Source organism: Mesorhizobium sp. M0208 (genome assembly GCF_040322015.1).
Taxonomy (GTDB): domain Bacteria; phylum Pseudomonadota; class Alphaproteobacteria; order Rhizobiales; family Rhizobiaceae; genus Mesorhizobium.
The window spans coordinates 233,548-259,913 of the sequence record NZ_JAMYSP010000005.1 but is presented as its reverse complement, the minus strand read 5'-3'; the positions used below and the strand labels follow the sequence as shown (position 1 = coordinate 259,913).

At 62.5% G+C, this 26,366-nt stretch carries 29 protein-coding genes; 12 read left to right on the top strand and 17 right to left on the bottom strand.

Annotated features, from left to right (window positions below; translation table 11 throughout):
• Positions 1-69 precede the first annotated feature (69 nt).
• A complete protein-coding gene (locus NKJ17_RS08325) occupies positions 70-327 on the top strand; it encodes a hypothetical protein (RefSeq protein ID WP_023679487.1) in 258 nt (85 codons plus the stop codon).
• Here NKJ17_RS08325 and soxR read toward each other — a convergent pair.
• Positions 324-770, bottom strand: a complete 447-nt coding sequence (soxR, locus tag NKJ17_RS08320) for a redox-sensitive transcriptional activator SoxR (protein ID WP_352687903.1) — start codon at positions 768-770, stop codon at positions 324-326. The two genes, NKJ17_RS08325 and soxR, sit on opposite strands and share 4 nt — an antisense overlap.
• Positions 771-940: 170 nt before the next feature.
• The gene (locus NKJ17_RS08315) at positions 941-1,399 is read right to left on the bottom strand and encodes a tRNA (cytidine(34)-2'-O)-methyltransferase (protein ID WP_352645082.1); all 459 of its coding nucleotides are present in this window, start codon (positions 1,397-1,399) and stop codon (positions 941-943) included.
• A 283-nt stretch (positions 1,400-1,682) separates the two neighbouring features.
• Here NKJ17_RS08315 and NKJ17_RS08310 point away from each other — a divergent pair, with 283 nt between their 5' ends.
• Genes NKJ17_RS08310 through NKJ17_RS08295 form a run of 4 tightly spaced genes read left to right on the top strand, consistent with a single transcriptional unit; the run spans position 1,683 to position 6,354 of the window.
• The gene (locus NKJ17_RS08310; protein ID WP_352687901.1) at positions 1,683-2,225 is read left to right on the top strand and encodes a hypothetical protein; all 543 of its coding nucleotides are present in this window, start codon (positions 1,683-1,685) and stop codon (positions 2,223-2,225) included.
• Positions 2,226-2,247: 22 nt separating this feature from the next.
• The gene (locus NKJ17_RS08305; RefSeq protein ID WP_352687899.1) at positions 2,248-4,137 is read left to right on the top strand and encodes an ABC transporter ATP-binding protein; all 1,890 of its coding nucleotides are present in this window, start codon (positions 2,248-2,250) and stop codon (positions 4,135-4,137) included.
• On the top strand, positions 4,134-6,017 hold the full coding sequence (locus NKJ17_RS08300) for an ABC transporter ATP-binding protein (protein WP_352687897.1): 1,884 nt from the start codon (positions 4,134-4,136) through the stop codon (positions 6,015-6,017). The genes NKJ17_RS08305 and NKJ17_RS08300 overlap by 4 nt, the downstream gene beginning before the upstream one ends.
• Positions 6,018-6,039: 22 nt before the next feature.
• Entirely contained in the window at positions 6,040-6,354 is a 315-nt protein-coding gene (locus NKJ17_RS08295; RefSeq protein ID WP_352687895.1) for a DUF6665 family protein, read from the top strand.
• Between the two features lie 27 nt (positions 6,355-6,381).
• Here NKJ17_RS08295 and NKJ17_RS08290 read toward each other — a convergent pair whose 3' ends face one another.
• On the bottom strand, positions 6,382-6,738 hold the full coding sequence (locus tag NKJ17_RS08290) for a cupin domain-containing protein (RefSeq protein WP_352687893.1): 357 nt from the start codon (positions 6,736-6,738) through the stop codon (positions 6,382-6,384).
• Between the two features lie 280 nt (positions 6,739-7,018).
• On the opposite strand from NKJ17_RS08290, the gene petA reads away from it, so the two are divergent.
• The 4 genes from petA (at position 7,019) to NKJ17_RS08270 (ending at position 10,619) form a co-directional block, all read left to right on the top strand.
• Complete coding sequence (gene petA, locus NKJ17_RS08285) at positions 7,019-7,579, top strand: ubiquinol-cytochrome c reductase iron-sulfur subunit (protein WP_352477980.1); 561 nt, start codon at positions 7,019-7,021, stop codon at positions 7,577-7,579.
• 16 nt (positions 7,580-7,595) lie between these two features.
• Positions 7,596-8,897 carry a cytochrome b gene (locus NKJ17_RS08280; RefSeq protein WP_352687891.1) on the top strand — a complete coding sequence of 434 codons (1,302 nt, stop codon included), beginning with the start codon at positions 7,596-7,598 and terminating at the stop codon, positions 8,895-8,897.
• Between the two features lie 89 nt (positions 8,898-8,986).
• Positions 8,987-9,859 (top strand): cytochrome c1, encoded by an 873-nt coding sequence (locus tag NKJ17_RS08275; RefSeq protein ID WP_352477976.1) that lies wholly within the window; start codon positions 8,987-8,989, stop codon positions 9,857-9,859.
• Between the two features lie 214 nt (positions 9,860-10,073).
• Positions 10,074-10,619, top strand: a complete 546-nt coding sequence (locus NKJ17_RS08270; RefSeq protein ID WP_352687889.1) for an adenine phosphoribosyltransferase — start codon at positions 10,074-10,076, stop codon at positions 10,617-10,619.
• A 43-nt stretch (positions 10,620-10,662) separates the two neighbouring features.
• Here the strand turns inward: NKJ17_RS08270 and NKJ17_RS08265 are convergent, their stop codons facing one another.
• The 8 genes from NKJ17_RS08265 to NKJ17_RS08230 all read right to left on the bottom strand — a co-directional run bounded on the left by NKJ17_RS08265 (position 10,663) and on the right by NKJ17_RS08230 (position 18,107).
• Complete coding sequence (locus tag NKJ17_RS08265; protein ID WP_352687887.1) at positions 10,663-11,133, bottom strand: MaoC family dehydratase; 471 nt, start codon at positions 11,131-11,133, stop codon at positions 10,663-10,665.
• On the bottom strand, positions 11,130-11,591 hold the full coding sequence (locus tag NKJ17_RS08260; protein ID WP_352477973.1) for a MaoC family dehydratase: 462 nt from the start codon (positions 11,589-11,591) through the stop codon (positions 11,130-11,132). Before NKJ17_RS08260 ends, NKJ17_RS08265 begins: the two co-directional genes overlap by 4 nt.
• A 132-nt stretch (positions 11,592-11,723) precedes the next feature.
• Positions 11,724-12,698 (bottom strand): magnesium/cobalt transporter CorA, encoded by a 975-nt coding sequence (gene corA, locus NKJ17_RS08255; RefSeq protein ID WP_352687885.1) that lies wholly within the window; start codon positions 12,696-12,698, stop codon positions 11,724-11,726.
• Positions 12,699-12,915: 217 nt separating this feature from the next.
• Entirely contained in the window at positions 12,916-14,019 is a 1,104-nt protein-coding gene (gene ychF / locus NKJ17_RS08250) for a redox-regulated ATPase YchF (protein ID WP_352687883.1), read from the bottom strand.
• A gap of 109 nt (positions 14,020-14,128) precedes the next feature.
• On the bottom strand, positions 14,129-14,854 hold the full coding sequence (gene pth, locus NKJ17_RS08245; RefSeq protein ID WP_352687881.1) for an aminoacyl-tRNA hydrolase: 726 nt from the start codon (positions 14,852-14,854) through the stop codon (positions 14,129-14,131).
• Between the two features lie 23 nt (positions 14,855-14,877).
• A complete protein-coding gene (locus NKJ17_RS08240; protein ID WP_352646586.1) occupies positions 14,878-15,522 on the bottom strand; it encodes a 50S ribosomal protein L25/general stress protein Ctc in 645 nt (214 codons plus the stop codon).
• Between the two features lie 385 nt (positions 15,523-15,907).
• A complete protein-coding gene (locus NKJ17_RS08235) occupies positions 15,908-16,657 on the bottom strand; it encodes an SDR family oxidoreductase (RefSeq protein WP_352687879.1) in 750 nt (249 codons plus the stop codon).
• 205 nt (positions 16,658-16,862) lie between these two features.
• Entirely contained in the window at positions 16,863-18,107 is a 1,245-nt protein-coding gene (locus tag NKJ17_RS08230) for an MFS transporter (RefSeq protein ID WP_352508132.1), read from the bottom strand.
• A gap of 130 nt (positions 18,108-18,237) precedes the next feature.
• On the opposite strand from NKJ17_RS08230, the gene NKJ17_RS08225 reads away from it, so the two are divergent.
• Complete coding sequence (locus NKJ17_RS08225) at positions 18,238-19,104, top strand: AraC family transcriptional regulator (RefSeq protein ID WP_352508131.1); 867 nt, start codon at positions 18,238-18,240, stop codon at positions 19,102-19,104.
• Between the two features lie 112 nt (positions 19,105-19,216).
• Here the strand turns inward: NKJ17_RS08225 and NKJ17_RS08220 are convergent, their stop codons facing one another.
• The 6 genes from NKJ17_RS08220 to lgt all read right to left on the bottom strand — a co-directional run bounded on the left by NKJ17_RS08220 (position 19,217) and on the right by lgt (position 25,097).
• Positions 19,217-20,152 (bottom strand): ribose-phosphate pyrophosphokinase, encoded by a 936-nt coding sequence (locus NKJ17_RS08220; protein ID WP_254819191.1) that lies wholly within the window; start codon positions 20,150-20,152, stop codon positions 19,217-19,219.
• Between the two features lie 254 nt (positions 20,153-20,406).
• On the bottom strand, positions 20,407-21,027 hold the full coding sequence (locus NKJ17_RS08215) for a hypothetical protein (RefSeq protein ID WP_352508129.1): 621 nt from the start codon (positions 21,025-21,027) through the stop codon (positions 20,407-20,409).
• 54 nt (positions 21,028-21,081) lie between these two features.
• Entirely contained in the window at positions 21,082-22,233 is a 1,152-nt protein-coding gene (locus NKJ17_RS08210; protein WP_352508128.1) for a M24 family metallopeptidase, read from the bottom strand.
• On the bottom strand, positions 22,233-23,021 hold the full coding sequence (pgeF, locus tag NKJ17_RS08205; protein ID WP_352508127.1) for a peptidoglycan editing factor PgeF: 789 nt from the start codon (positions 23,019-23,021) through the stop codon (positions 22,233-22,235). Before pgeF ends, NKJ17_RS08210 begins: the two co-directional genes overlap by 1 nt.
• Positions 23,022-23,160: 139 nt before the next feature.
• Positions 23,161-24,249: a class I SAM-dependent methyltransferase gene (locus NKJ17_RS08200; protein WP_352508126.1), complete on the bottom strand. Its 1,089-nt coding sequence runs from the start codon at positions 24,247-24,249 to the stop codon at positions 23,161-23,163.
• Positions 24,246-25,097, bottom strand: a complete 852-nt coding sequence (gene lgt, locus NKJ17_RS08195; protein WP_352508125.1) for a prolipoprotein diacylglyceryl transferase — start codon at positions 25,095-25,097, stop codon at positions 24,246-24,248. Before lgt ends, NKJ17_RS08200 begins: the two co-directional genes overlap by 4 nt.
• A gap of 130 nt (positions 25,098-25,227) precedes the next feature.
• On the opposite strand from lgt, the gene NKJ17_RS08190 reads away from it, so the two are divergent.
• The gene (locus tag NKJ17_RS08190) at positions 25,228-25,530 is read left to right on the top strand and encodes an accessory factor UbiK family protein (RefSeq protein WP_352508124.1); all 303 of its coding nucleotides are present in this window, start codon (positions 25,228-25,230) and stop codon (positions 25,528-25,530) included.
• A gap of 331 nt (positions 25,531-25,861) precedes the next feature.
• Positions 25,862-26,362, top strand: coding sequence for a type III secretion system chaperone family protein (locus NKJ17_RS08185; protein WP_023678420.1), 501 nt, complete (start codon positions 25,862-25,864; stop codon positions 26,360-26,362).
• Positions 26,363-26,366: the final 4 nt, after the last annotated feature.

Here is a 26,366-nt window from a genome sequence, read left to right as displayed (position 1 = left end):
GACTCGTCTTTTCCGGCCGCGATCCCTAATCTCTTAGGTGCAAGGGTCAAGTGTGAATGGAGTTCTTTCGTGCGCACCCCGGCAAGACCGCCGCTGGATGGCCTGAAGAAGAGGCTCGACCGTTCACGCGCCGAGAACGCGCGCATGCCGCGCGACGGTTTCCTGCGCGAGACCTTCGTGCTGCCGCGTTCCGACGCTCGTCTCAAGGCGAAGGAATGGTTCGAGCGCTTTCCCAAGCAGGCCTATTGGACCGAGATCGAGAGCTGGTTCGAGCGGCCGGGCGACGTCATCGAATTCACGATCAGGCGGCTGCCGGCGGCGGATTAACGCTCGATCAGCAAGCGCCTCGCGCCGGGCCCTCGGATGCTCAGCCGGTCGCCCTTATTCCGCAGCGGGCATTTGTCGATCGACATGCAGCCGCAGCCGATACAGTCGGTCAACCCGTCGCGCAGCTTCTTGAGCTGACTAATCTTCTGGTCGAGCTCGTCGCGCCAAGCCGTCGAAAGCAGGTTCCAATCCTCGCGCGTCGGCGTCCGGCCCTCAGGCAATGATCGAAGGGCTATGCCGATCTCGGCCAGCGAAATGCCGACCTCCTGCGCTACCTTGATGATCGCCACCCGTCGTAGCACGTCGCGGCCGTAACGCCGCTGGTTGCCTGATGTGCGGTGGCTGCGGATCAGCCCGCGTGCTTCGTAGAAATGCAGCGCCGACACCGCCACGCCGCTGCGCATCGCCACCTGGCCGACTGTTAATTCCGTTGCCGCTGCCATCTCCGATTTTCCGCTTGACCTCAAGTTAAGTTGAGCTTGTAGCGAAGAAGCCCCGAAGATGCAAACGGCAGGAGAAGGCGATGGGCGTCCGGATGAGAATGACCGGAGAGGACGCAGTGTTGCGTGAGGACGACGCCTTGGTCGCTGCGGCCGGCGATCGCGTACACATCCTAGCGGAGCTGCCGGATCGCCTCGGCCGCCACCATCGCAACGGAAAGCGCGACGTTGATGCTGCGCGCGCCGGGCTGCATCGGGATGATCAGTCGCGCATCCGCCGCCTCGTGAACGGCGTCCGGCACGCCTGCGGATTCACGGCCGAACAAGAGAATGTCGTCGCCGGCAAAGGCGAAATCCGTGTAGGCGGTCGTGGCTTTGGTCGAAAGCAGCACCAGCCGTCGGTTGCCGAGTCTGCGCCAGTCCTCAAAGGCGTGCCAGTCGACATGCCGGGTGAGCGCCGCCATTTCGAGGTAGTCCATGCCGGCCCGTTTCAGCGCCCGGTCACCGAGCGGGAAGCCCGCCGGTTCGATGATGTCGACGCCGAGACCGAGGCAAGCGGCGAAGCGCAGGATTGTCCCGGTGTTGCCGGCAATATCAGGCTGGTAGAGCGCGATGCGGAGACGGTCGTTCATTTCCGCGTCTTTCTAATAAGTGGCAGATCAGCCACAGAGCTCTCGCGGTTTTGGAAATTCCTGGACTGGCGGGTGGTCATTTTCTGCGAAGTCGGTTATACGGTCAGCATTGTCAACCCGAACCGATGGAGGGGTAATTCATGATGGCCATGCACATCCACCACCCCTCTCGTGGGCTTACCAGCCCGACGGCGGTTTCGGTACGACGATTCTCCTGACCTTCTAGACTTCAATCGCACCGATTCCCGCCGAAACCTTTTTCGGCCTTTGAAGGAATCCTGCGATGTTTTTCAAGCTGTGGAAGGGGCTGAACGCCCCACCTGAACACGCTTCGACCGATGCCACCTTTGCCGCGCCGCGCGTGCCCGCAGCCTGGGTTGGTTCACCCTTCTACCTGCATCTTCAACTGGAGGACGGACCGATGTTCGATCCCTGTAGAATACCCGGCTCAAGAAGCCTGCACGAGCGCAAGACTGCGACCTGGGCGCTTTTGATCGGCGAGACCTACTCGTCGGCGGTTCACGCCGAGACCCGCCGGCGTCCGCATCGCGGCATGCTGCCGGACGTCGATTTCTCGCGCGCCGTTCCGGACTATAGCCGGCCGTCGCTGGTGCGCCGGATCATCAGGCTGATCCGGCCCGGTGCAAAAACCGGCGCGAAAATCCGGATCGTCAAAACGTCGTCAGCATCCTCAAACGAGACTGTCGGCGAAAGGCCCGCGACAACCTATATAGCGCGAAGCAGGGCCGGCGAGGCGGACGATACCGTATCGCCGGTCCTTGACGCCGTGCGGTCTGGGCACCTCGTCCGTTCGCGTGCCGCGTGAGCGGGAAATTGTGAGCATCACTATGTTTAGCTGGTTTGAAAAAAGGCTCGATCCGTTCCCTGCCAAGGAGCCGGTCGAGCCGCCGCGGACACTGATCGCCTTCTGCGTGCATTACACGCGCGGCGCATGGCCCTACATCGCTCTCGATGCGGTACTGGTGACGGCCATCGCCCTTGCCGAGGTGTGGATGTTCGGCTTCATGGGCCGGATCGTCGACTGGCTGTCCGGACAGAATCGCGAGACGTTCCTGCAGACCGAAGGCTTGAAGCTGGCCGGCATGGCCTTCATCGTGGTTTTCGCGCTGCCGGCAACGGTCTGGTTCCATTCGCTGCTCAACCAGCAGACGCTGATGGGTAATTATCCGATGCGTATCCGCTGGCAGGTGCATCGGTACCTGCTCAAGCAGTCGATGAGCTTCTATCAGGACGAGTTTGCCGGGCGCATCGCGACCAAGCTGATGCAGACGGCGCTCGCCGTGCGCGAGTGCGTCATCAAGCTCATCGATGTGCTCAATTATATCGTCGTCTATTTTCTCGGCATGCTGCTCATTGTCGGCTCGGCAGACTGGCGGCTGGCTGCGCCGCTTGCCGTCTGGCTTGCCGGCTATGTCCTGCTGTTGCGCTATTTCATCCCGCGACTGGGCAAGGTCGGCGAGGAGCAGGCCAATGCGCGCTCGACCATGACTGGCCGTGTCGTCGACAGCTACTCCAATATCCAGACGGTCAAGCTGTTCTCGCATGCGCGGCGCGAGGCATCCTTCGCCAAGGACGGTATGGCCGGCTTTCTCGACACCGTTTACCGATCGATGCGGTTGGTGACGCAACTCTACGGCCTGCTCTATGTCCTGAATTCGCTGCTGTTGTTTTCGGTCGCCTCAATCTCGCTATGGCTGTGGCTCGGCCAAGCCGTGACGATCGGCGCTGTCGCCCTGGTCATCGGCCTCGTGCTGCGGCTCTGGGGCATGTCGCAATGGATCATGTGGGAGATGTCCACGCTGTTCGAGAATATCGGCACGGTGCAGGACGGCATCGCCTCGATCTCGCTGCCGCGCCTCGTCGAAGACCGGCCTGGCGCCAAGGATATTGCCGTGACCAAGGGCGAGATCCGTTTTGAGGACATCCGCTTCCACTACGGCAAGCAGAAGAGTGTGATCGAAAGCCTGTCGCTGACGGTGAAGCCGGGCGAGAAGGTCGGCATTGTCGGCCGATCGGGTGCCGGCAAGTCGACGCTGGTCAATCTTCTGTTGCGCTTCTACGACCTCGAAAGCGGCAAGGTCCTGATCGACGGCCAGGACATTGCGGCAGTGACGCAGGACTCGCTGCGGGCCCAGATCGGCATGGTCACGCAGGACACCTCGCTGCTGCATCGCTCGGTACGCGAGAACATCCTCTATGGCAGGCCGGACGCCAGCAACGAGATGCTGATCGAGGCGGCGCGGCGCGCCGAGGCGCTGGATTTCATTGCCGGCTTGTCGGACTCGAACGGCCGTAAGGGTTTCGACGCGCATGTCGGCGATCGCGGCGTCAAATTGTCCGGCGGCCAGCGGCAACGCATCGCCATAGCCCGTGTCATGCTGAAGGACGCGCCGATCCTCATTCTCGACGAGGCGACCTCTGCCCTCGATTCCGAGGCCGAGGCGGCCATCCAGGAGAATCTCTACAGACTGATGCAAGGCAAGACCGTCATCGCCATTGCGCACCGGCTGTCGACGATCGCGGCCATGGACCGGCTCGTGGTCATGGACAAGGGCCGAGTCATCGAGGAAGGTTCGCATGAGGAACTCGTTGCCAAAGGCGGGCTCTACGCCCAGCTCTGGCAACGTCAGTCGGGCGGATTCCTGCTCGACGACGGCCCTTCTTCCAACGATGCAGCCGCCAACGATGCAATCGCCAAGGGTGAAGCCGCCGAATGATGACTGCCATCTACCGCTGGTTCGAGAGCTGGGTCTATCCATTCCGGGAGCCAGCGGACCTTCGGCCACCTGCTGGCGTCAGGGGTTTCCTCTGGCATTATGTCGGGCAGGCGAAGATCGCCTTCTTCGCCATGCTGGTGATCGGCGGCATCGCGCCGCTGGTCGAAGCCGGACTGTTCTATTTCGTCGGGCGGCTGGTCGACATCCTCGACCAGCTTCCCGGCGAACGCAGCTGGCACGCGCTGTGGACTGCCGCCGGCCCGGAGCTTGTCTTCATGATCGCGGTGGTGCTGGTCATCCGCACCATTGTCGTCGGTCTGTCGGCGCTGGTCGACGAGCAGACGATCACGCCGGGTTTCTATAATCTGGTGCGCTGGCAGGCGCATCGCCAGGTATCGCGCCAATCCTACGCTTTCTTTCAGAACGACTTTGCCGGGCGTATCGCGACCAAGGTCTGGCAGGCGGGACAGGCGACCGGCGATCTGATGGAAAGCTTCATCGAGGTCGTCTGGTTCATGGTCGTCTATACGGTGACGACGCTGGCGCTGGTCGCCGGGCTCGATCTCCGGCTGGCGGTGCTGGTGGTGATCTGGATTACCGCCTTCGGCTTGCTGGCCAGGCGCTATTTGCCGGCAATCCGCAAACATGCCGAAGCGACCGCCGAAGCCGGCTCGATGATCACCGGCCGCCTTGTCGATTCCTATTCGAACGTGCAGACGCTGAAACTGTTCTCGGCCGATGGCGACGACCACTACATCAGGAACGGCTTCGACATCTATCTCGACGCGCTGCGCCCGTTCACCCGCCGGCTGACAGGCGTGCGCATGGCGCTGACGATGCTGTCGGGCATCATGATAACGGCGATCGCCTGCTTTGCCGTTTACCTCTGGGTCGAGGGTTCGATCACAGTCGGCGCCGTGGCTTTCACGCTGTCTTTGGTGCTGCGGCTGAACATGCTGCTCGGCCGGCTGATGATGCAGCTCAACGGCATCTTGCGGAATCTCGGCGTGCTGGAAAATTCCAAGGCGCTGATCTCGCAGCCGCTCGGCCTGACCGATGCGCCGGACGCGAAAGAGCTTGTCGTCGGCGGCGGGCGCATCGACGTCAGCAATGTCGAGTTCCACTACGGCAAGGGGTCCGGCGTGCTCAACGGCATCGACGTCGTCGTGCGGCCGGGCGAAAAGGTCGGCCTGGTCGGCCCGTCCGGCGCCGGCAAGACGACCTTGGTCAATCTGATCCTGCGCCTCTACGACCTCGAGAGCGGCAAGATCACCATTGACGGGCAGGACGTCTCCAGGGTCACGCAGAATTCGCTGCGCGCCAATATCGGCGTCGTCAGCCAGGATACGGCACTTTTCCACCGCTCGCTGCGCGACAACATCAAGCTCGGCATGCCGGAAGCGACCGACGCCGAGGTGGTCGCGGCAGCGAAGAAGGCCGAGGCGCACGAGTTCATCCTCGGTCTGCGCGACAATCGCGATCGTATCGGCTACGAGGCCTATGTCGGCGAGCGCGGCGTCAAGCTCTCCGGCGGCCAGCGCCAGCGCGTGGCGATCGCCCGCGTCTTCCTCAAGGATGCACCGATCCTGGTGCTCGATGAAGCGACCTCGGCGCTCGATTCCGACATCGAGGCGGCGATCCAGGAAAATCTGGCAAGGCTGATGGAAGGCAAGACGGTCATCGCCATCGCGCATCGGCTGTCGACCATTGCGGCACTCGACCGGCTTGTGGTGCTCGACGAGGGCCGCATCGTCGAGCAAGGCACGCATGACGAGCTGGTCGGGCTCGACGGGCTCTATGCCAGGCTGTGGAAGCGGCAGTCCGGCGGCTTCCTGTTCAACGAGGAGAGCGCGCTGGCCGAGACCCGGCCGGCGGAGTAGTTTCTAAAAACCGGAGTAGACCATGGCGGTGAGAATGCCATCGAATTTCGGACGGTCCGGCGCGCAGGAGAGCGCGTTGGACCTGCTTGGCCATGAAATCCTCGGCGAGAAGGCGGCCGCGCTCGGCCGCGCCGGCCGGCGCGTCGAGGAAACATTGACGAGGCTGCGCGAGAATTGCGACAGTGTCGACCGTGCCCGGCTGCTCAGGGATGCAGCCGAAGCGGTGCACGGGTATTTCATCCAGCGCGAACTTTGCGGCCTGCGCAAGCACGACACGGTGATCCGGGAATACAACATTCCCAAGGCCGTTCTGGCCAGGCTCGGCGCCAGCGGATGATCCGAACCGGAACTGGTTCGGGAAGCGTTATTCCAGCCACTCGGTGATGAAGCCGCCGTTCTCGTGTATGTCGGTGGTTTCCAGCGGGCCTGGCCCGAGATTGGTGAATTTGTGCGGCGTGTTCGGCGGTACGATCAGGATCTGGCCGGCTGTGGCCTCGATCTGCCGGTCGCCGACGGTGAACAGACCGGTCCCGGTTCGGATGATGAAAATCTCGCAATAGGGATGGCTGTGCAGCCTCGGGCCGCCGCCGGTCTCCGGCAGGTAGTTAAAGATCAGGCAACTGCTGGAACCGTAAGGCCCGCATTGCAACTCGCCTTGCCAGTGGTCGGGCAACTGGTCGGGCGCTTTGGCCCATTTGTCGCGGTCGATGACATGCGCCATGGGGCGAGGATAAACCGGGCGAGCGTCCGCTGTCGAGGTGAACGCAGCCGTTTGGTTTTGCTGCTGTTTTCCAATCGTTCCGCTGGGCAAATTACGCCCCCGCGACAATCTGCCCTTGTGCCTTCGCCCGTCTGGACAAAAACAGGCTTCACGCATAAACCCAAGTCCCAAATGCCGGAGGAATTCGCTAGCCTGTTCGCCATGCGCTGTCGGGCCGGCGCGATTGAGCGGGGAACAAGCTCGGCCGCCGGCACGGAAGAGGCGAAAGGATCAGGCACCCGTGAGCGCAACCGACACCCAGGATCCCAACCGTCGTGATTTTCTCTACGTCGCCACCGGCATGGCCGCAGTGGTCGGCGCGGGCGCCGTTGCTTGGCCGTTCATCGACCAGATGCGTCCGGATGCCTCGACGCTGGCGCTTGCCTCGGTCGAGGTCGACGTTTCGTCGCTGACGCCAGGAATGTCGCTCGTCGTGAAGTGGCGCGGCAAGCCGGTGGTCGTGCGCAACCGCACCGAAAAAGAGATGAAGGACGCCGAGGCGGTCAATCTCGCCGAGCTCAAGGATCCAATCGCCCGCAATGCCAACCTGCCGGCCGACGCGCCGGCGACCGACGCCAATCGAACCACGCCGGGCAAGGAAGCCTGGATGGTGATGGTCCAGGTCTGCACCCATCTCGGCTGCATCCCGCTCGGCCAGGAAGGCGATTTCGGCGGTTGGTTCTGCCCATGCCACGGTTCCGTATACGATACCGCCGGCCGCATCCGGAAGGGGCCGGCGCCGGAGAACATGGCGGTACCGGTGTTCCAATTCGTTTCCGACACCAAGATCCGTATCGGCTGAGGCAGGGGATATTTCCATGAGCGAGGGACACTCGACCTATACGCCCAAGTCCGGCATCGGACGCTGGTTCGATTCGCGCATGCCGCTGCCGCGGCTGGTCTATGACAGCTTCATCGCCTATCCGGTGCCGCGCAACCTGAACTATGCCTGGACCTTCGGCGGCATCCTTGCGCTTATGCTGGCGGCGCAGATCCTTACCGGTATCGTGCTGGCCATGCACTATGCAGCCGACAGCACTCTCGCCTTCGATTCGGTCGAGAAGATCATGCGCGACGTGAATTCGGGCTGGCTGCTGCGCTATCTCCATTCCAACGGCGCGTCATTCTTCTTCGTCGCCGTCTACATCCATATTTTCCGTGGCCTCTACTACGGCTCCTACAAGGCGCCGCGTGAGCTGCTGTGGATCCTCGGCTGCATCATCTACCTGCTGATGATGGCGACCGGGTTCATGGGCTATGTGCTGCCCTGGGGCCAGATGAGCTTCTGGGGCGCCACCGTCATCACCGGCTTCTTCACCGCCATTCCGCTGGTCGGCGACTGGATCCAGCAGCTTCTTCTCGGTGGCTTCGCGGTCGACAATCCGACGCTGAACCGCTTCTTTGCGCTGCACTACCTTTTGCCGTTCATGATTGCCGGCGTCGTCGTGCTGCACATCTGGGCGCTTCACGTCGTCGGCCAGAACAATCCGACCGGCATCGAGGTCAAATCGAAGACCGACACGCTCGCCTTCACGCCTTACGCGACCATAAAGGACGGGTTCGGCATGATCGTGTTCCTGTTCGTCTTCGCCTATTTCGTGTTCTACCTGCCGAATTATCTCGGCCATCCCGACAATTACACCGTGGCCAACCCGCTGAAGACGCCGGCCCACATCGTGCCGGAATGGTACTTCCTGCCGTTCTACGCGATCCTGCGCGCCATCACCTTCAATATCGGGCCCATCAACTCCAAGCTCGGGGGCGTGCTCTGCATGTTCGGCGCGATTGTCATGCTGTTCCTGGTGCCGTGGCTCGACACCTCGAAGGTGCGCTCGGCAGTCTACCGGCCCTGGTACAAGCTGTTCTTCTGGCTGTTCGTGGCCGACGCCATCCTGCTCGGCTGGCTGGGCTCGCAGCCGGCCGAGGGCAGCTATGTATTCATGGCGCAGATGGCGACGCTGTTCTATTTCGCCTTCTTCCTGGTAGCGCTGCCGGTGCTCGGGCTGATCGAAAAGCCGCGACGGCTGCCGAATTCGATCACCGAGGCGGTGCTCGAGAAGAACAAGGGCGGCGGCGGACATCCTGCTGGCGCCATGACCGCCCCGGAAACCAAGGGCTGAGCATGATCCCGAAAAGTGGAAACCGGTACTCGGACAAGGTCATGCTCGAGACGATGACAGCGCGTCAGAGAATCTCAAGGGGAATTGGCATGAAAAAGATTCTCTCCTCGCTGGCGCTGCTTGGCCTTGTGGCCGCGGGCATGGGTGCCGCAAGCACTGGAGCCAGCGCCCAGGAAGAGGCGCACAATGAGGCGGCGCCGACGCATTTCCCGATACACGAACCGAAGGAAATGGACTGGAGCTTCGCCGGGCCATTCGGCACCTACGACAAGGCCCAGCTGCAGCGCGGGCTGAAGGTCTACAAGGAAGTCTGCTCGGCCTGCCATTCGATGAATTTGGTGGCGTTCCGTACGCTGGAAGGCCTTGGCTATTCGGATGCGCAGATCAAGACGCTGGCGGCCGAATATACGATCCACGACGGACCGAACGATGCCGGCGACATGTTCGATCGCCCCGGCAAGCCGTCCGACCATTTCCCGGCGCCGTTCCCCAATGTGGAAGCAGCGGCGGCGGCAAATGGCGGCGCAGCACCGCCCGACATGTCGCTGCTGGCCAAGGCGCGCGGCGTCGAGCGCGGCTTCCCGCGCTTCGTGTTCGACATCTTTACGCAATATGCGCAGGGCGGCCCCGACTACATCCACTCGCTGCTGACCGGCTACGACCAGCAGCCGCCGGCTGGCATGGTCATACCGGAAGGCACGCACTACAATCCGTACTTCCTGTCCGGCGTGTCGCTGAAGATGCCGAAGCCGCTCTCCGACGGCCAGGTTACCTATGATGACGGCGCGCCGCAGACGGTCGACCAGTACTCGCGCGACGTGTCGGCCTTTCTGATGTGGGCGGCCGAGCCGCACCTCGAGGACCGCAAGAAGACCGGCTTTCGCGTGCTGGTCTTCCTGCTGCTGTTCGGTGCGCTGGTCTACCTGACCAAGCGCAAGGTGTGGGCCGGCGTGGCGCACTGAGCCTTGCGATATACGAGAATGCGAGGGCGTCGAAAGGCGCCCTTTTCATTGCAGGCATGTCGATTGATCGTAGCCGACGCTGAGCAAGGCCCTTTGCCGGACAATTTTCCGTCAGGCATCACATGGCGGTAGCCGGACTTGGCGGCGCCGGGTTACGATTGGCCCATTCCTTTCACGCCTTCAGCCGAATCTGAATAGCCCGGAGAGCCGCTCGATGAAATCCTCGCTCGAAGAGACGCTGCTTGCCGCGATCCGCACCATTCCGGATTATCCCAAGCCGGGCATCCTGTTTCGCGACATCACCACGCTGCTCGGCAATGCGCGGGCCTTCCGCCGCGCCATCGACGAACTGGTGCATCCCTATGCCGGCCTGAAGATCGACAAGATCGCCGGCATCGAGGCGCGCGGCTTCATCCTCGGCGGCGCCATCGCCCACCAGCTCTCGGCCGGCTTCGTGCCGATCCGTAAAAAAGGCAAGCTGCCTTACGAGACGGTGCGGGTCGCCTACAGCCTGGAATACGGGCTGGACGAGATGGAGATGCACAAGGACGGTGTTTCTCCAGGCGAGAAGGTAATCCTCGTCGATGATTTGATCGCCACCGGCGGCACGGCCGAGGCGGCCGTCAAGCTATTGCGGCAGATCGGCGCCGATATCCTCGCCGCCTGCTTCGTCATCGACCTGCCGGACCTTGGCGGCCGAGAGAGGTTAGAGGCGCTCGACGTACCGGTGAGGACGCTGATCGGGTTTGAGGGGCATTGAGCGGTTCTTCCTTCTTCCCTGGGGGAGAGGGGAAGAACTCCGCTCACTCCACCTTCACCAGCACGGCACTTTCGAATTCGATGACCTTGTCGCCGGTCGAATCGAAGGCCTCTGAGCGGAGCGTCAGCAGCCGCCAGCCCGGTCGCGAGGCGATGGGGCGATGGGCCAGCGCGGTGCGGGTGAAAGTCACGGTTTCCCCGGCATAGACAGGTTTGGGCCATTTGAGGTTCTTGAAGCCGGGCGAGGGACCGAATTCCGGCACCGGCCCGGGGCCGGGCCAGCGGGCGACCTCTGCCTCCATGCCAGCCTGGAGGTTCAATTTCATCCAGGTGGCGGCGGTGTGCCAGCCCGAGGCGCAGAGCCCGCCGAATATGCTGTTCCTCGCCGCCTCTTCGTCGACATGGAATATCTGCGGGTCGTATTTGCGGGCGAACGCCTTGATCGCCTCCGGTTCGAATCGATGTGAACCGAGCGTGACGGTGATACCGATGCAGAAGAATTCGTCGAGGCTCACGCACTGCCCTCGCGGGTGAGGAACATGACGGTGTTTTCGAGCTCGAAAACACCTTCGCCGCGCTGGTTGAACAACTCGCTGCGCATGGTCACCAGGCCAAGGCGGGGCTTCGATCTGGACAGTCGCTTGGCAAGGACGGTGGTGCTGCCGCTCAACAGGTCACCGGCCAGGACCGGCCGTTTCCATTTGACCTGGTCGACGCCTGGCGCGCCCTGGGAGGTCGAGTCGAGCAGGAAGGCATCGCACAGCATGCGCATGAACATGGCGCAGGTGTGCCAGCCCGAAGCCGCCAGCCCGCCGAGGATGCTGGCCTTGCCCGCGGCCTCGTCGAGATGCATCGGCTGGGCATCGAACTCGTCGGCGAATTCTATGATTTCAGCGGCGCTTACCAGCTTGGTGCCGAGGTCGAGCGAAGCGCCCTCGACAAAATCCTCATAAGCCCAGGTCTTTGTGGTCATGGTCTGGAAATCCTGTTCAGGATTGTACAATCGCTACGCGTCGGGTCCCGGATGCAGGCAGGGCGGCATTTGGTCAAGCAATTTCTGGTGCGCCAGCCTGCTGTGCCCAAGCCGTAGCGCGCATTGACAACCCTATAGCCAGCCGCGACGGCGGAAATACCAGAAGGGCAGGATTGCCGAAAGCACCATCATGCCGATGGCGAAGGGATAGCCAAAGTGCCATTTGAGCTCAGGGATGATGTCGAAATTCATGCCGTAGATTGAAGCGACAAGCGTCGGCGGCAGGAAGATGACAGCGGCGACGGAGAAGATCTTGATGATGGCGTTCTGCTCGATCGAGATCATGCCCAGCGTCGCGTCGAGCAGGAAGCTGATCTTCTGCGACAGGAAGGTGGCGTGGTCGGCAAGCGACAGCACGTCGCGCGACAACGTTTTGATGCGGGCGCGGGTATCCTTGCTCATCTTGGTCTGAGTGGAGGCATGGGCGAGGAAGCCGGCAAGGCGCTGCAGCGAGATCAGGCTGTCGCGGACCGAGGAGGCGAGGTCCTCCTTGCGGCCAATGCCTTTCAACAGTTCCTGGAAGTCACGGTTGCGCTTGGAAACCTTGGTCGAGCGTGCCTCGAATATATCGCGCGAGATCGCCTCGACGTCGCGGCCGGCGCGCTCCAGAATGTCGGCGAGGCGGTCGACGATCGCCTCCAGCAAGCCAATCAGGATGGTGTCGCCGCTGGTGCAGCCGGTCGCCACCTTCTCGGCGCGCAGCGGAAAGGTCTTGAACGCCTTCGGCTCGTGGTAACGCACGGTGATCAGCCTGCTGCCGGCGAGCACGAAGGTGACCGGAGACATCAAGGGATCATCCAGTTCGGTCTGAGCCGGCAGAATGGCGGTCATGAAGTAGGCGCCGTCCTCGACGTAGAGACGGCTCGAGATCTCGATCTCCTCCATCTCTTCCCGGGTCGGAACGGCAATGCCGAGCCAGGTCTCGATCGTGGTCTCTTCTTCCTTTGTCGGGCTGAGAAGGTCGACCCAGACGACAGCATCGCTGTTTTGCAGGAGATCGTCGACAGGGCGCAGGCGATCATTGTCGACGATGAAGGCCTTGATCATCGCCGGTCTCCCTTGCTGTTGCTAAAGAGGGTTTCGTTCGGAAGGGGCGCGTCAGTCAGATCGCACTGATATGGCCATGTGAGGCTCGAGACCAGCGCAGAGGCCCCTTAGACCGGGCGTGACGTGCCGTCAAGCAGCGGCAGACGCCGCCGCGATGCCTGTTATGAAGTTGTGATCGAGCAACAGCCATTGTGGAGGCCGGGCGCGTCTCGCCGGGTCAGGTGTTGAACTTGAACAGCATGATGTCGCCGTCCTGGACGACATACTCCTTGCCTTCGTCGCGCGCCTTGCCGGCCTCCTTGGCCGCCACTTCGCCGCCCAGCCTGACGAAGTCGTCATAGGCGATGGTCTGGGCGCGGATGAAGCCGCGCTCGAAATCGGTGTGGATGACGCCTGCCGCTTGCGGCGCCTTGGCACCCTTGTGCACGGTCCAGGCGCGCGTCTCCTTGGGGCCGACGGTGAAATAGGTGATGAGCTGCAAAAGCTCGTAGCCGGCGCGGATCACCTTGTTCAGGCCGGGTTCGTCCAGGCCGAGCGTTGCCAGGAATTCCATTTCCTCTTCGTCCGAGAGCTGGGCGACTTCGGCCTCGATCGCCGCTGAAATCACGACAGTGCGGGCACCTTGCGCGGCGGCCATCTTCTCTACCGCCCTGGTATGCGCGTTGCCGGTGGCGGCGTCGGCTTCCGCGACGTTGCAGACGTAAAGCACCGGGTGTGAGGTCAAGAGATTCAGCCCCTGCAGGATGCGCAGATCCTCACCCGAGATGCCGTTGAGCAGGATGCGGGCGGGCTTGCCGGCCTGCAGCAGTTCGAGCGCCGCTTCCATCTTCGGAAGTACGGTCGCTGCTTCCTTGTCTTTGCCGGCGGCACGCTTGCGGATCTGCACGATGCGGCGCTCGAGGCTGTCGAGATCGGCAAGCATCAATTCGGTCTCGACGGTCTCGGCATCGGCGACAGGATCGATGCGGCCCTCGACATGGGTAATGTCGTCATCCTCGAAGCAGCGCAACACATGGACGATGGCGTCGACCTCACGGATGTTGGCGAGGAATTGGTTGCCAAGCCCTTCGCCTTTCGAGGCGCCACGCACCAGGCCGGCAATGTCGACGAACGAGATGCGGGTCGGGATGATCTCCTTCGACTTGCCGATCGCGGCGATCTTCTGCAGGCGCGGGTCGGGCACCGCCACCTCGCCGGTGTTCGGTTCGATGGTGCAGAACGGATAATTGGCGGCCTGTGCCGCCGCCGTTCTGGTCAACGCATTGAAGAGCGTCGACTTGCCGACATTGGGCAAGCCAACGATGCCGCATTTGAAACCCATTTTTGTCTGGTCCTATCGGGAAATCGAATTTGATCAGGGCTATGGGCGAAAGCGCCGATGATCGTCAAGCCCTGAGCACTCATGCCCGCGGCGCTGACGGCGCCATGGCTCAGTCCTTGCCGCCAAAAAGCTTCTTCAGCATGGCCGCCATCGGGCCGGTTTCGGGCAGCTTGGCCGCCGGCTGCTGCGGCCGCGCCTGGCGGACGTGGCTTTGTGCCTTTGGCGCCTTGGGCGGCGGGCGGTCGTCGTCGCCCGTCGGCGTGAGCTTGTCGCGCAGGGCCAGCGTCACGCGGTTCATGAAGGAATTGTCGTCGCCCTCGGCAAGCAATCCGGCACCGTCGGCGATTGCGTCGAGCAGCACGTCCAGCCATTCGCGGTCGGCCTTGGCGAAATCGCCGAGCACATGGCCATGCACCATTTCCTTGACGCCGGGGTGGCCGACGCCGATGCGCACACGGCGAAAATCCTTGCCGACGTGCTGGTCGAGCGAGCGGATACCGTTGTGGCCGCCGGAACCGCCACCGACCTTGACACGCACCTTGCCGGCAGCAAGGTCGATCTCGTCATAAAAGACAGTCAGCGCCGAAGGGCCGAGCTTATAGAAGCGCAAGGCTTCGCCGACCGACTGGCCGGACAGGTTCATGAAGGTCTGCGGCTTGATCAGGATCACCTTTTCGGCGGCAAGCGTGCCTTCGGCGATCAGACCCTGGAATTTCTTCGACCAGGGTGAAAAGGAATGGCGGCGGGCGATCGCGTCCGCCGCCATGAAGCCGACATTGTGCCGGTTGCTGGCGTATTTCGCGCCCGGATTGCCGAGGCCTGCAAAGACAAGCATCGTCGCCTCCGGGCGGGAAGGAGTTACTTCTCTTCGGCGGCAGGAGCCGCTTCGGGCGCAGCCGCTTCAGTCGTCTCTTCTACCGCCTCCGGCTTCATCGCCGAGGAACCGGCAATGGTCGCGATGGTGAAGTCGCGGTCGAAGATCACCGGCTTGACGCCGGCCGGCAAGGTGACGGCCGAAATGTGGATGGAATCGCCGATATCGGTGCCGGTGAGATCGATGGTGATGAAATCCGGGATCGCATTGGCCGGGCAATGGAACTCGACCTCGTGGCGCACGATGTTGAGCACGCCGCCGCGCTTGATGCCGGGCGACTTGTCTTCATTGATGAAGTGCACGGGCACGTCGACATTGACTTCGGTGTCCTTGCCGATGCGCAGGAAATCGACGTGGACCGGAAAATCCTTGACCGGGTCGAGCTGAAAATCCTTGGGCAAAACCTGGATCTTGTTGCCGTCGACATCGATCGTGGCGACCGTGGTCAGAAACCCGCCGCCATGGATCTTGTAATAGATGTCCTTATAGGTCAGCGCAATCGCCAGGGGAGGCTGCTTGTCGCCGTAAATCACTGCAGGCACTTTACCGTTGCGGCGAACTGCACGGGCGGACCCCTTACCGACCTGTTCGCGCGCTTCGGCCTTGAGCTCGTAAGTATCGTGGCTCATGGCATTTCCTTTCGCGTTGTTCTGGAGCGTTCGCGGCCAGCGTGGCTGGGCCGTAAACGTCGAAAGCCGCCGGGCCTGCATATCCGAAAGCGGCAGCCGCATAAGCAAGCGGACCTTTGTTCGGGATCACAAGGGAAGGCAGCCTTCCGCCGCGTTGCCTCCAAGGGTGTCTACGCGGGTGGCGGCTCTATAGCCGAAGGCGGGAAAGGGTGCAAGTCATGGCAGGCAAGGTCATGGCAGGCAGGTCTACAAGGGTTTCCCATGGCATGGCGATCACCCATGCCGGTGTCATCAGCGCCGACCTGCTGGCCTTCTTCAGGCCTTTAAGAACGTGACAAAAAACTGCCTTCTGGCGAGTGTCTTTTTTTGTCACGTCGTGCCGATGTCAGGCGATGCTCAAGCCGCCATCGATCAGCATTTCCGCTCCGACCATGAACGGGCATTCGTCCGAAGCAAGAAAAACCACTGCATTGGCAATTTCCTCGGCGGTTCCGAAACGACGGGCAGGCACCAGGCCGACCACAGCTTTCGCGCGCGCCTTCGCCGCTTCGGGGGCCAGCCCAAGTTTGTCGTTTAGCGGCGTGTCGATCGGACCCGGGCTGATCACATTGGCGCGAATACCCCGTTCTATCAGTTCGCCCGAGAGCGTCCGGGCGAGCGAAATCATGCCGGCCTTGGCCAGCGCATAGACGTGCGTTCCAGCCATTCCCATATGTGCGTTGACCGAGCCGCTGAGGATGATCGACGACGGGTTCGAAAACAGCGGAACGAGCGCCTTGACCAGGAAGTAGGGCCCCTTGAGGTCGACATCGATGCTCCTGTCAAACGCGGCCTCGGTCCAGTCGCCAAGCGGGCGCAGGTCGGCGATACCGGCATTGAGGAAGAGAATGTCGAGCTTGCCGAAGGTTTCCTCGATCCGCCGCGCTATGTCGTTCTGGGCAGCGGCATCTCCGGCGTCAGCGTCAATGACAAGTACGTCACTGCCGAGGGTGGTGCGCGCCTCCTCGAGACGGCTCGCATTGGTTCCGGTGATAGCGACGCGCGCACCTTCCTCGATGAAACGTTGTGCCGTCACTAGGCCGATGCCGCTGGTGCCGCCGGTAATCAATGCGGCCTTGCCTTTTAGTCTGGACATAAGCGAATTGCCTTTCCTGGCGCGGAGCGCTGCGCAGCATCAGGGGTAAGCCCGGTATGTTCAACTTGGAAGCGTTGCTGACCACAATTTTGCCTTCAGGGGTGACCCTCTCTGACAGGCTTTTCACCCGGCGTATGGTGAAAGAATCATCAAGGGCGCGGCAACTGCCACGCCCTCCTATCAATTCCGAAAGATGCACTGATGTTTAGCTGGCCGCCGCCTCCAGCTTCCTCGCTGCCTTCATGTTAGGCAGGAGGACCGTCAGTAGCCCGAGCAGCGGCAAATACGAGCAGACCTGGAAGACGAAATCGATGCCTTTCAGGTCGGCGACGACGCCAAGCACGGCGGCGGCGATGCCGCCCATGCCGAAGGCGAAGCCGAAGAAGATGCCGGCGATCATGCCGACGCGGCCGGGCACCAGTTCCTGGGCGAAGACGACGATGTTCGAGAAGGCCGAGGACAGGATCAGGCCGATCAGCACGGTGAGAACCATCGTCCACTCGAAATTGGCGTAGGGCAGGGCCAGCGTGAAGGGCAGCACGCCGACGATCGAGAACCAGATCATCGCCTTCTGCCCGTAGCGGTCGCCGAACGGGCCGCCGAGCAGGATGCCCAGGGCAGAGGCGCCGAGGAACAGGAACAGCATGACTTGCGACATCTGCACCGAAACACCGAACTTATGAATGGAATAGAAGGTGTAGTAGCTGGCAAGGCTGGAAATATAGGCGTTCTTGGTCAGTACCAGCAGCGTCAGCACCAGCAGCGCTCCCATCACCTTGCGGCGCGGGAAGGGCGAGACGAAGCTTGCCGCCTTGCGGGCGCCCTGCGCGGCACGCAGCCGGCTGTACCAGCCGCCGACCTGCCACAGCACGATGATGCCGATCAGCGAGCCGCCGGCGAACCAGGCGATGCTGGTCTGGCCGAAGGGCACGACGATGAAGGCTGCCAGCAGCGGCCCCATAGCCTGGCCGAAATTGCCGCCGACCTGGAACAGCGACTGCGCAAGACCGAACCGGCCGCCGGAGGCGAAGCGGGCGATGCGCGAGGATTCCGGATGGAAGATCGCCGAGCCGATACCGATCAGCGAGGCGCCGATGAGGAGCAGGAAATAGTGTCCGGCGTAGGCCAGCACGACCAGTCCGATCAACGAGGAGGCCATGCCGTAGGGCAGCGAATAAGGCATCGGCCGCTTGTCGGTGATCATGCCGATCACCGGCTGCAGCAAGGATGCCGTCACCTGGAAAGTGAAAGTCAAGAGGCCGATCTGCCAGAAATCGAGACCGTAATTGGCCTTCAGCAGCGGATAGATCGCCGACAGCAGCGACTGCATGATGTCGTTGATGCAATGACAGAAGCTCACCGCCAGGATGACGGTGAAGGCCGTCGCCTGAGCTGAGATGTGGCCGGCCGCTGCCGGCTCGCCCTCGGCGATTGCTGTGGTATCTGTCAACGCATGCTCCGTGGTCTTTTTGGCGGGCACTTCCGCACGCGGTCTTATGGGGCCGCCTGCCTTATACGTCGCTTGTCACGCGACTTCTTTCGTGGTTTGGTCCAATAGTTTCGCAAGTGGGCCATAGCTGATGCCGCATGGCAAGGAAATGTTCAAGGCGGGCGACGCTGATCTCGGGCTGCTGCATGAGCGTCGCTGGCAATGGCTGGAGCAGGCCGTAGGGCCGGCAGTGGCGCTGCCGACCGAATATCCGGACGGCTACCATGTGCCACGGCACCATCACAGCCGCAGCCAGTTGCTGCACGCGCTGGTCGGGGTCGTGCTGGTAACGACGCGGCATGGGCGCTGGATGGTGCCTCCGGACCACGCGATGTGGATCCCCGCCGGCACCGAACATTCCGTCGAGATGCTGGGCGACGTCAGCATGCGGTCCGTCTATGTGATGCCGGAGGCCATTCCCGGCCTACCGGACGGGTTGCGTGTCGTGGGCATCACCGACCTGATGCACAGCCTGATCGTGGAATCGGAAAAGCTGCCGCAGGGCGCCGAGCTGGAGGGCCGGGGCGGACTGATCATGAAGCTCCTGCTGCACGAAATCCCGAACCTGCCGGAACGGCCGCTCGGCCTGCCGTTCCCGTCCGATGCAAGGCTGGCGACGCTGTGCCGGCGCTTCGTCTCGGCACCGTCACCGCATGCGACGATCGACCAATGGGCCGCTATCGTTGGCATGAGTCGCCGCTCTTTCACCCGCGCGTTCCACCGCCAGACGGGATTGTCGCTGTCGACCTGGCGTCAGCAGGCCTGCCTGTTCGCGGCGCTGCCACGGCTGGCCGACGGCGAGCCGATCACAAGGGTGGCGCTCGATCTCGGCTATGACAGCGTGCCGGCGTTCATCACCATGTTCAAGCGCATGCTGGGAGCCTCGCCACGCGGTTACATGCGCGGCGCCCGTGATGCTGGCGAAGGTGCGGCGAACAAGCGGTCCGGCTCGGCCTGAGTCGCAGCCCTGAAGGCGTCGCGTTCGACCCGCCTCATGCGATGCGCTTTAGGTTCTTGTTTTTATGCATGTCGTTATCGGAAAACCGCTGCACAGTTTTGCGCGACACGCATTAATCGAACAGGCTCGACACCGATTCCTCGGTCGCCGTGCGTGAGATCGCCTCGCCCATCAGTTCGGCGATGGAGATGACGCGGATATTGGCGGCGTCGAGCACTGCCTGGGTCGGCTGGATGGAATCGGTGATGACCAGTTCCTGCAGTTTCGAGGCGCCGATGCGGGCGATGGCGCCGCCGGACAAAACGCCATGAGTAGTATAAGCGGTGACGCTGGTGGCGCCGTCGGCAAGCAGCGCATCGGCTGCATTGCACAGTGTTCCGCCCGAATCGATGATGTCGTCGATCAACAGGCAATCCTTGCCGCGCACGTCACCGATGACGTTCATGACTTCCGATTCGCCGGGGCGCTCGCGGCGCTTGTCGACGATGGCGAGCTGGGCATCGATGCGCTTGGCGAGGGCGCGGGCGCGGACCACGCCGCCGACATCCGGCGAAACCACCATGACATTGGCAAGCTGCTTGTATTTCGCCTTTACGTCGCGGGCCATGACCGGCACGGAAAACAGATTGTCGGTCGGGATGTCGAAGAAGCCTTGAATCTGGCCGGCATGGAGATCCAGGGTCAGCACCCTGTCGACGCCCGCCCTCGTGATCATGTTGGCGACCAGTTTGGCCGAGATGGGTGTGCGGCCCGAGGCGCGGCGATCCTGCCTGGCATAGCCGAAATAAGGAATAACCGCAGTGATGCGCTTGGCCGAAGAGCGCATGAAGGCGTCGATCATGATGAGCAGTTCCATCAGATGATCGTTGGTCGGGAACGAGGTGGACTGCAGGATGAAGACGTCCTCGCCGCGCACATTCTCCTGGATCTCGACGAAGATTTCCTGGTCGGCGAAGCGCCTGACGCTGGCCTTGCCCAGCGGAATGTTGAGGTAGCGGGCGACTGATTCGGCCAGCACCCTGTTGGAATTGCCCGCGAAGAGCTTCATGCACCGTTCCTGGCGAAGGATTGAGAGACTCCGATAGCACTCCAGCCTCTTAGTCGGGCTTTTAGCGGCCCGCGCCGGTATTGCAAGCGTCGTGAATGGGAATCCGCCGGCTAATCTCAATAAACGCTTACGGCTTGACGATGCGGCGATAGGTCCACTGCGATGCCGACGGAATCGGGGATAGCTCTATCTTTCAGTCTGAGCATGGTCTTTTCCGAAAACCGGATTCCACTTTTCGGAAATCATGCTCCAGGTCAGCCGGCGCCGCCGCCAAGCCAGGTGGCGAACTGGTCGATTGTCTGGTCGGCAATTGCCTGCATGGTCGCCGGCGCCACCGCCGCCCAGCCTTCACCGCCGCCGACGGAGGGTGCCTTCTGCTGGCCATTGATGCGATGCAGCCGGTTGCCGGCCGGGTCATAGATGTCCCAGACGTAGATGACGGTGGTGTCCTTGCCTTCCGTCATGGTCGAGAAATAGCCCTTGAGCACATGCGTTGGGGTCTGGTCGGTGCTGCCGGCCAAGGTGATGCCGCGCTGCCTGGCGCGTGTCTGAAGCTCGGCGGTCAGCGGTGTCGCGGCTTCTACCGAGGCGCCGACGATCGGCGCCACCTGCAGCCGGGTCCGCGCAATGGCAGCCGCGCTTTTGGCGGGCGGCACGGCTACTGCAGCCGAAGGCTGCGCTGTATCTGCAGTTTGCGCGGTGCCGGCAGGCCGAGCCGGAGTTGCGGGGGGCGTTGCGGCACTTCCGGCTCCGGAGAGCGATTGCGTCGATTGCGGGGCAATGGCCGACGGTTCGAGAACGTCCTTCGCATTGGTGCAGGCCGCCAGCGCCAGCGCCACGAGCAATGACACGGTCGTCACATGCGATCGTCTCATTAGCCTGAAAACTCCTTGGCGATGAACGCCCCTCACACTCTTTGCATTATGGATTCACTGCACGATCAAGTCGAGATCATGGCGGGACAGCGGCTTCGGCTGGGATTCGGTCGTCAGATAGGTGCGGCCAAGCGTCATCGCGGTTTCGGTTTCGGAGTCCATGATGATCATATGGGCGAACAGCGTCATGTTCGGCGCAATCGGTTCGGGATTACCCTGATAGAACATCGGCATATCCATCCAGGACGGGGTGAAGCGGGCGCCGAGCGAATAGCCGCAGGCATTAAGCCGGTGCTTGGTCAAATTGTGGACTTCGAGGGTGCGGGCATGGGCGTCGAACACGTCGCCGAACGTATTACCGGGCGTCATCGCCTTCTCGACTGCAAGTAGCGCGGCGCGGGCGGCATCGAACAATTCCTGGTGGCGTTTCGATACCTTGCCGGTCAACACCGTGCGCATCATTGCCGCATGGTAGTGGTGGAAGACACCGGCCCATTCGAGCGTCAGCTGGTCGTTCTTGGTGAGCTTGCGGCGGCCGGCTTTGTAGCGGCAAAGCAGGGCGTCGACGCCGGAGCCGATGATGAACTCGTTGGCCGGATAATCGCCGCCGCCGGCAAAGATGGCACCTTGCATGGCGGCGAGGATCAGCGCCTCATCGCCGCCCTGCTTGATCAGCGGCAGTGCTGCGTCCAGCGCGTCGTCGGCCAGATTTGCGGCTTTTTCCGCCTTGGCGATTTCTGCCGGGCTCTTGAACAGCCGTAGCCGGCTGACAATGCCGGAGGCATCCGCGATCTGCCCGAAGGTCTGCAACTGCTCGTCGAGGCGCCGGCCATTATAGGCGGTCAGGCCGTGGGTGTCGTATTCGACGCCGATGCGGGCACCGAGCAGGTCGAGTTCGTTGAGCAGGTTGCGCAGGTCTACCGCCGGATTGGCGCCGTTGCGGTCCGTCCACAAAACGATGTTGTCGATGATCGAGGTGTGGCGCGCCTGGCGCAAGTCGGCCGAACGCGTCAGCAGCACCATCGAGCCGTCGGCCTTGACCACCAGGCACTGGAAAAAGCAGAAGCCGAAGGTATCGTAGCCGGTTAGCCAATACATGCTTTCCTGGGCAAACAGCAGGACGGCGTCGAGCTTCTTTTCGGCGATCTCGATCATCAGTCGATCGCGCCGCGCGTCGAATTCCGAGCGTTCGAAATGCAGCGCCATCAGTCAGCCTCCAAAACGATTGCCGAAACCTGCCGCCCGTAGTCGGGCTCGTTGCGATGCGTGCTGCGCCGATAGGAGTAGAAAAGCTCTTCCTCGGCATAGGTGCAGCGGCCAAGTCCTTCGGCGTTGACGCCAGCCTTGGTCAGCCGGTCAACCGTGTAGCGGTTGAGATCGAACATCGCGTGTCCGGCATTTGCGGAGGGCGCGAAATAGCGAGCATTGCAGGCATCGGCGTCGACGAAACGGGCGACGAATTCCGGTCCGACTTCGTAATTCCGTGTGCCGATCGAAGGACCGAGCACTGCGACGATGCAGTCGCGCCGGGCGCCGAGGCTTTCCATTGCCGCGATGGTGTTTTCCAGCACTCCGGTGAAAGCGCCTTTCCAGCCGGCATGGGCGGCGCCGATAATGCGCGCCTCGGCGTCGGCGAAGAGGACCGGTCCGCAGTCGGCGGTCGAGGCACCGACGGCAATGCCCGGCCGGTCGGTGACAATGGCGTCGGCCTTGGGCCGCTCGCCGGCAAAAGGCTCCCTGGCAATGACGACGTCCGGCGAATGAACCTGGTGAGCGGTCAGCAGATGGTTTGCGGGCACGCCCATCCATTCGGCGACCCGGCGGCGATTTTCGCGCACCAGCGTCTGGTCATCGTTCGAACCGGCCCCGATGTTGAGGCCCCGGTAGATGCCGCTGGAAATGCCGCCGACTCGCGTGAAGTAGCCGTGGCGGATGCCTTGCGCCGTTTCCAGCAAGGGCGACCGAACGGGATCCGGTTTGGTCTGATTCAGCATGGCGGCTTTGTTGTCCGTATGGGCGATTTCGTCAAGCGAGTTGAAGGGGCGCAGTTGAAGGCTGGGCGGTTGAAGGCTGGCGAAGTTGATGTCGGGCGCTAGTCGGAGACGGGAGAGTGAAAGAGGCGGCAGCGAAAAGTCAATCCGTGCTTGGAAACGGCGGAACGGCAATGCCGGCAGGGAGGACGGCAAGCACCTTGAAGAGTTCGCCCATGGCCTGCGGGCCGGCGAGGCGCTCGACGTCGGCCGCGATCTTTTCGCGAGCTGCCTCATCGGCGTTGGCGCCGAGCCGGCCAGCCCGTTCGAGAAGCCCCATCTTGAGCAGGAATTCACCTTGCGTTGAGAGGTGGGCATCGAGGCCGTGTGCCCGAACGGTTGCCGCGAGGGGAGCGAAATCGACATGGGCTGTGAGATCGGCCTGCCCCGGATTGGCCAGCACGTCCTCATGACCGTGCTTGCGCAAGGCCTGCAAGGTGTCGCCGATCCCGGGCTGGAGATGACCGTAGTCGAGAAACAGGCCGGCTCCGCCAAATCCGGCAAGTCGCCCGGCGATGGCCGCCATCAGGGCGGCGCGGGCTGGCGCCACCTCGACGATGGCACCTTGCGTCGCATTCTCGGCACCCTCCGGCAGCAGCATCGGGTCAAGCGAGCCGGCGCCGACGAAAAAGCGCAGCCGGTTCGCGTCGTCGAGACCGATCATCCGTTCGCTCCAGCCGGCTCCAGCGCGGACGAACTGGCGGATGGGCACGGCGTCAAACAGCTCGTTACCAACAATCAGAAGCGGCCCCTGCGGCAGCGTGTCGACGGCCTCATGCCAGGCGATGGTGGCCGACGTCCCGGCAAGCGTCCGTTTCTGGACCTCGGTCAACCGCGGACTGGCCTCGATCAAGGCGAACGATGCGCTGGCGGTAAGCGTCGGATCGAGCCGCGAAAGCGTGCGCAGCATATCTCTCATCAGCGTGCCGCGGCCGGGGCCGATTTCGGCGATGGCGACCGGCGTCGGCCGGTCGATCGCCAGCCACGCCTGGTAGAGCCAGATGGCGACCAGCTCGCCAAACATCTGGCTGATCTCCGGCGCGGTGACGAAGTCGCCGGCGGCGCCAAACGGCTCGCGTGTCGTATAATAGCCGTCCTGCGGATCGAACAGGCAGAGCGCCATGTATTCGCTGATGGGGATCGGTCCTACCGCACCGATCAGCTCGGCGATGCGGGTCTTCAGCCGCGTCATGCCGGCTGCGGTTTTGTCACCGGCTTGGCTGTAGCCATCGCCCAGATGCCGGCCAGCACCATCGGCAGTGACAGCACCATTCCCATGGTCAGCCAGCTCGTGCCAAGGAGGTAGCCAAGCTGCTGGTCGGGCTCGCGGAAGAATTCGACGAAGATGCGCGAGGCGCCATAGCCGGCGATGAAGGCGCCGCCGACGAAGCGCGGCGTCTTCAGCTTGAGCCTGGAATGGGTGAGGAAGCGCAGGACCAGGAACAGCACCAAGCCTTCGAGCAGCGCCTCATAGATCTGGCTCGGATGGCGTGCAAATGGGCCGCCATTGGGGAATTCGAATGCCCATGGCACGTCGGTCGGCCGGCCCCATAGTTCGGAATTGATGAAGTTTGCCAGGCGAACGAGGCCAAGCCCTACCGGCACGCCGGCGGCAACCACGTCGAACAGCGACCATGTGCGGATGCCGCGAGACCAGGAAAACAGCGTCATGGCGAGAATGACGCCGAGTAGGCCGCCATGAAACGACATGCCGCCCTGCCAGACGGCGACGATATCGAGCGGATTGGCAATGTAGCGCGGCAGGTCGTAGAACAGCACGTAGCCGGTGCGTCCGCCGAGCACCACACCGATGGCTGCCCAGACGATGAAGTCGTCGAGGTCGATGGGCTTCATCGGCAGGATGCCGTCGGGCCAAAGTTTGGGGTTGGTGACGAGGCGTTTGGCATACCACCAGGCGAACAGAATGCCGACGATATAGCCGACGCCGTACCAATGCACCGCCAGTGGTCCGATCCGGACGATGACCGGGTCGATGTTGGGAAAGGGCAGGGCGGCCAGCGGCAGCAAATATTCGCTCAACAGGGTCTCCGGGTTCCAATCAGGTTCGGGCGCGGACCATGCGGCAGGCTTTTGGCGCGGTCAAGGCAAGCATATGCTTGCATTCCGAATGGTGCGCCACTACGTCAATTCAACCAAGCGAGGATTTGCCATGGCGACTGGACCGAACCGCATTCTCGATGAATTCGCCAAGCTGATGACCGATGCAGCCGGTGCCGCGCAGGGCGTGCGGCGCGAGGTGGAGACCGCCTTCAGGGGCCAGGCCGAGCGCATACTCAACTCCATGGACGTGGTGCAGCGCGAGGAATTCGACGCTGCTCGCGACATGGCGGCGAAGGCCAGGGAAGAAAACATCCGGCTCGCCGCTCGCATCGAGGCGCTCGAGGCCAGGCTTGCCGAATTGACCGGTCAAGCAGCGCCTGTGGCTGCGGCAAAGCCGCGTGCAAAAAAATAATCAGAAATAAATCGTTAAACTTTTCCACAAAGCCGGATCGTAAAAAGCGCTTTGTCGTGAATCGCTTACCGGTACTGCGTGAATCTTTGTGACATCGCCTTTCCACATGCGAATGACGCAGTGCGAAAAATTTGGCTGGTCACGCGACTCCCGATCAATAGACTGAATTTGTTGCATGATTCGGAGCAGGGTCATGCGCCGGGCGGTGGGGTCCGGTCCGGGGTCTTTGCGTTGACGAAGTCCTGGCCGTCCGAGTTCTAGGCAGAATTGTTCGAGTGTGCCTCTCCCGCGGAGCGTGTGGTGGCGCTCCCAGAACGACAGGAAGCATTTCATGGAACTTCTCGAACTCGAATTCTCCCGCGAAATCCATCCGGTGGATGTTATCGAGCAGGTGGCGCACAACAACGACTGGTCCTTCGAACGGGCCGGCGACGACGAGATCTCGATTTCGGTTGCCGGGAGCTGGACCGACTACCACGTTTCATTCTCCTGGATGGAGGACTACGAGGCGCTGCACCTGGCCTGCGCCTTCGACATCAAAGTCCCGGAGGCGCGCGCGCTCGAGGTGATGCGGCTGCTTTCGCTGATCAACGAGCAGATGCTGTTTGGCCATTTCGATCTCTGGGAGCAGGAAGGCGCCATCATGTTCCGCCAGTCGCTGCTGCTGGCCGGTGGGGTCGAGCCGTCAAGCCAGCAGGTCGAGGTGCTGCTGTCGTCGGCGCTGGAAGCCTGCGAATGCTATTTCCAGGCGTTCCAGTTCGTCGTCTGGTCGGGGACTTCGGCCAAGGATGCGTTGGCCGGCGTGCTGTTCGAAACCTACGGAAACGCCTGACCGT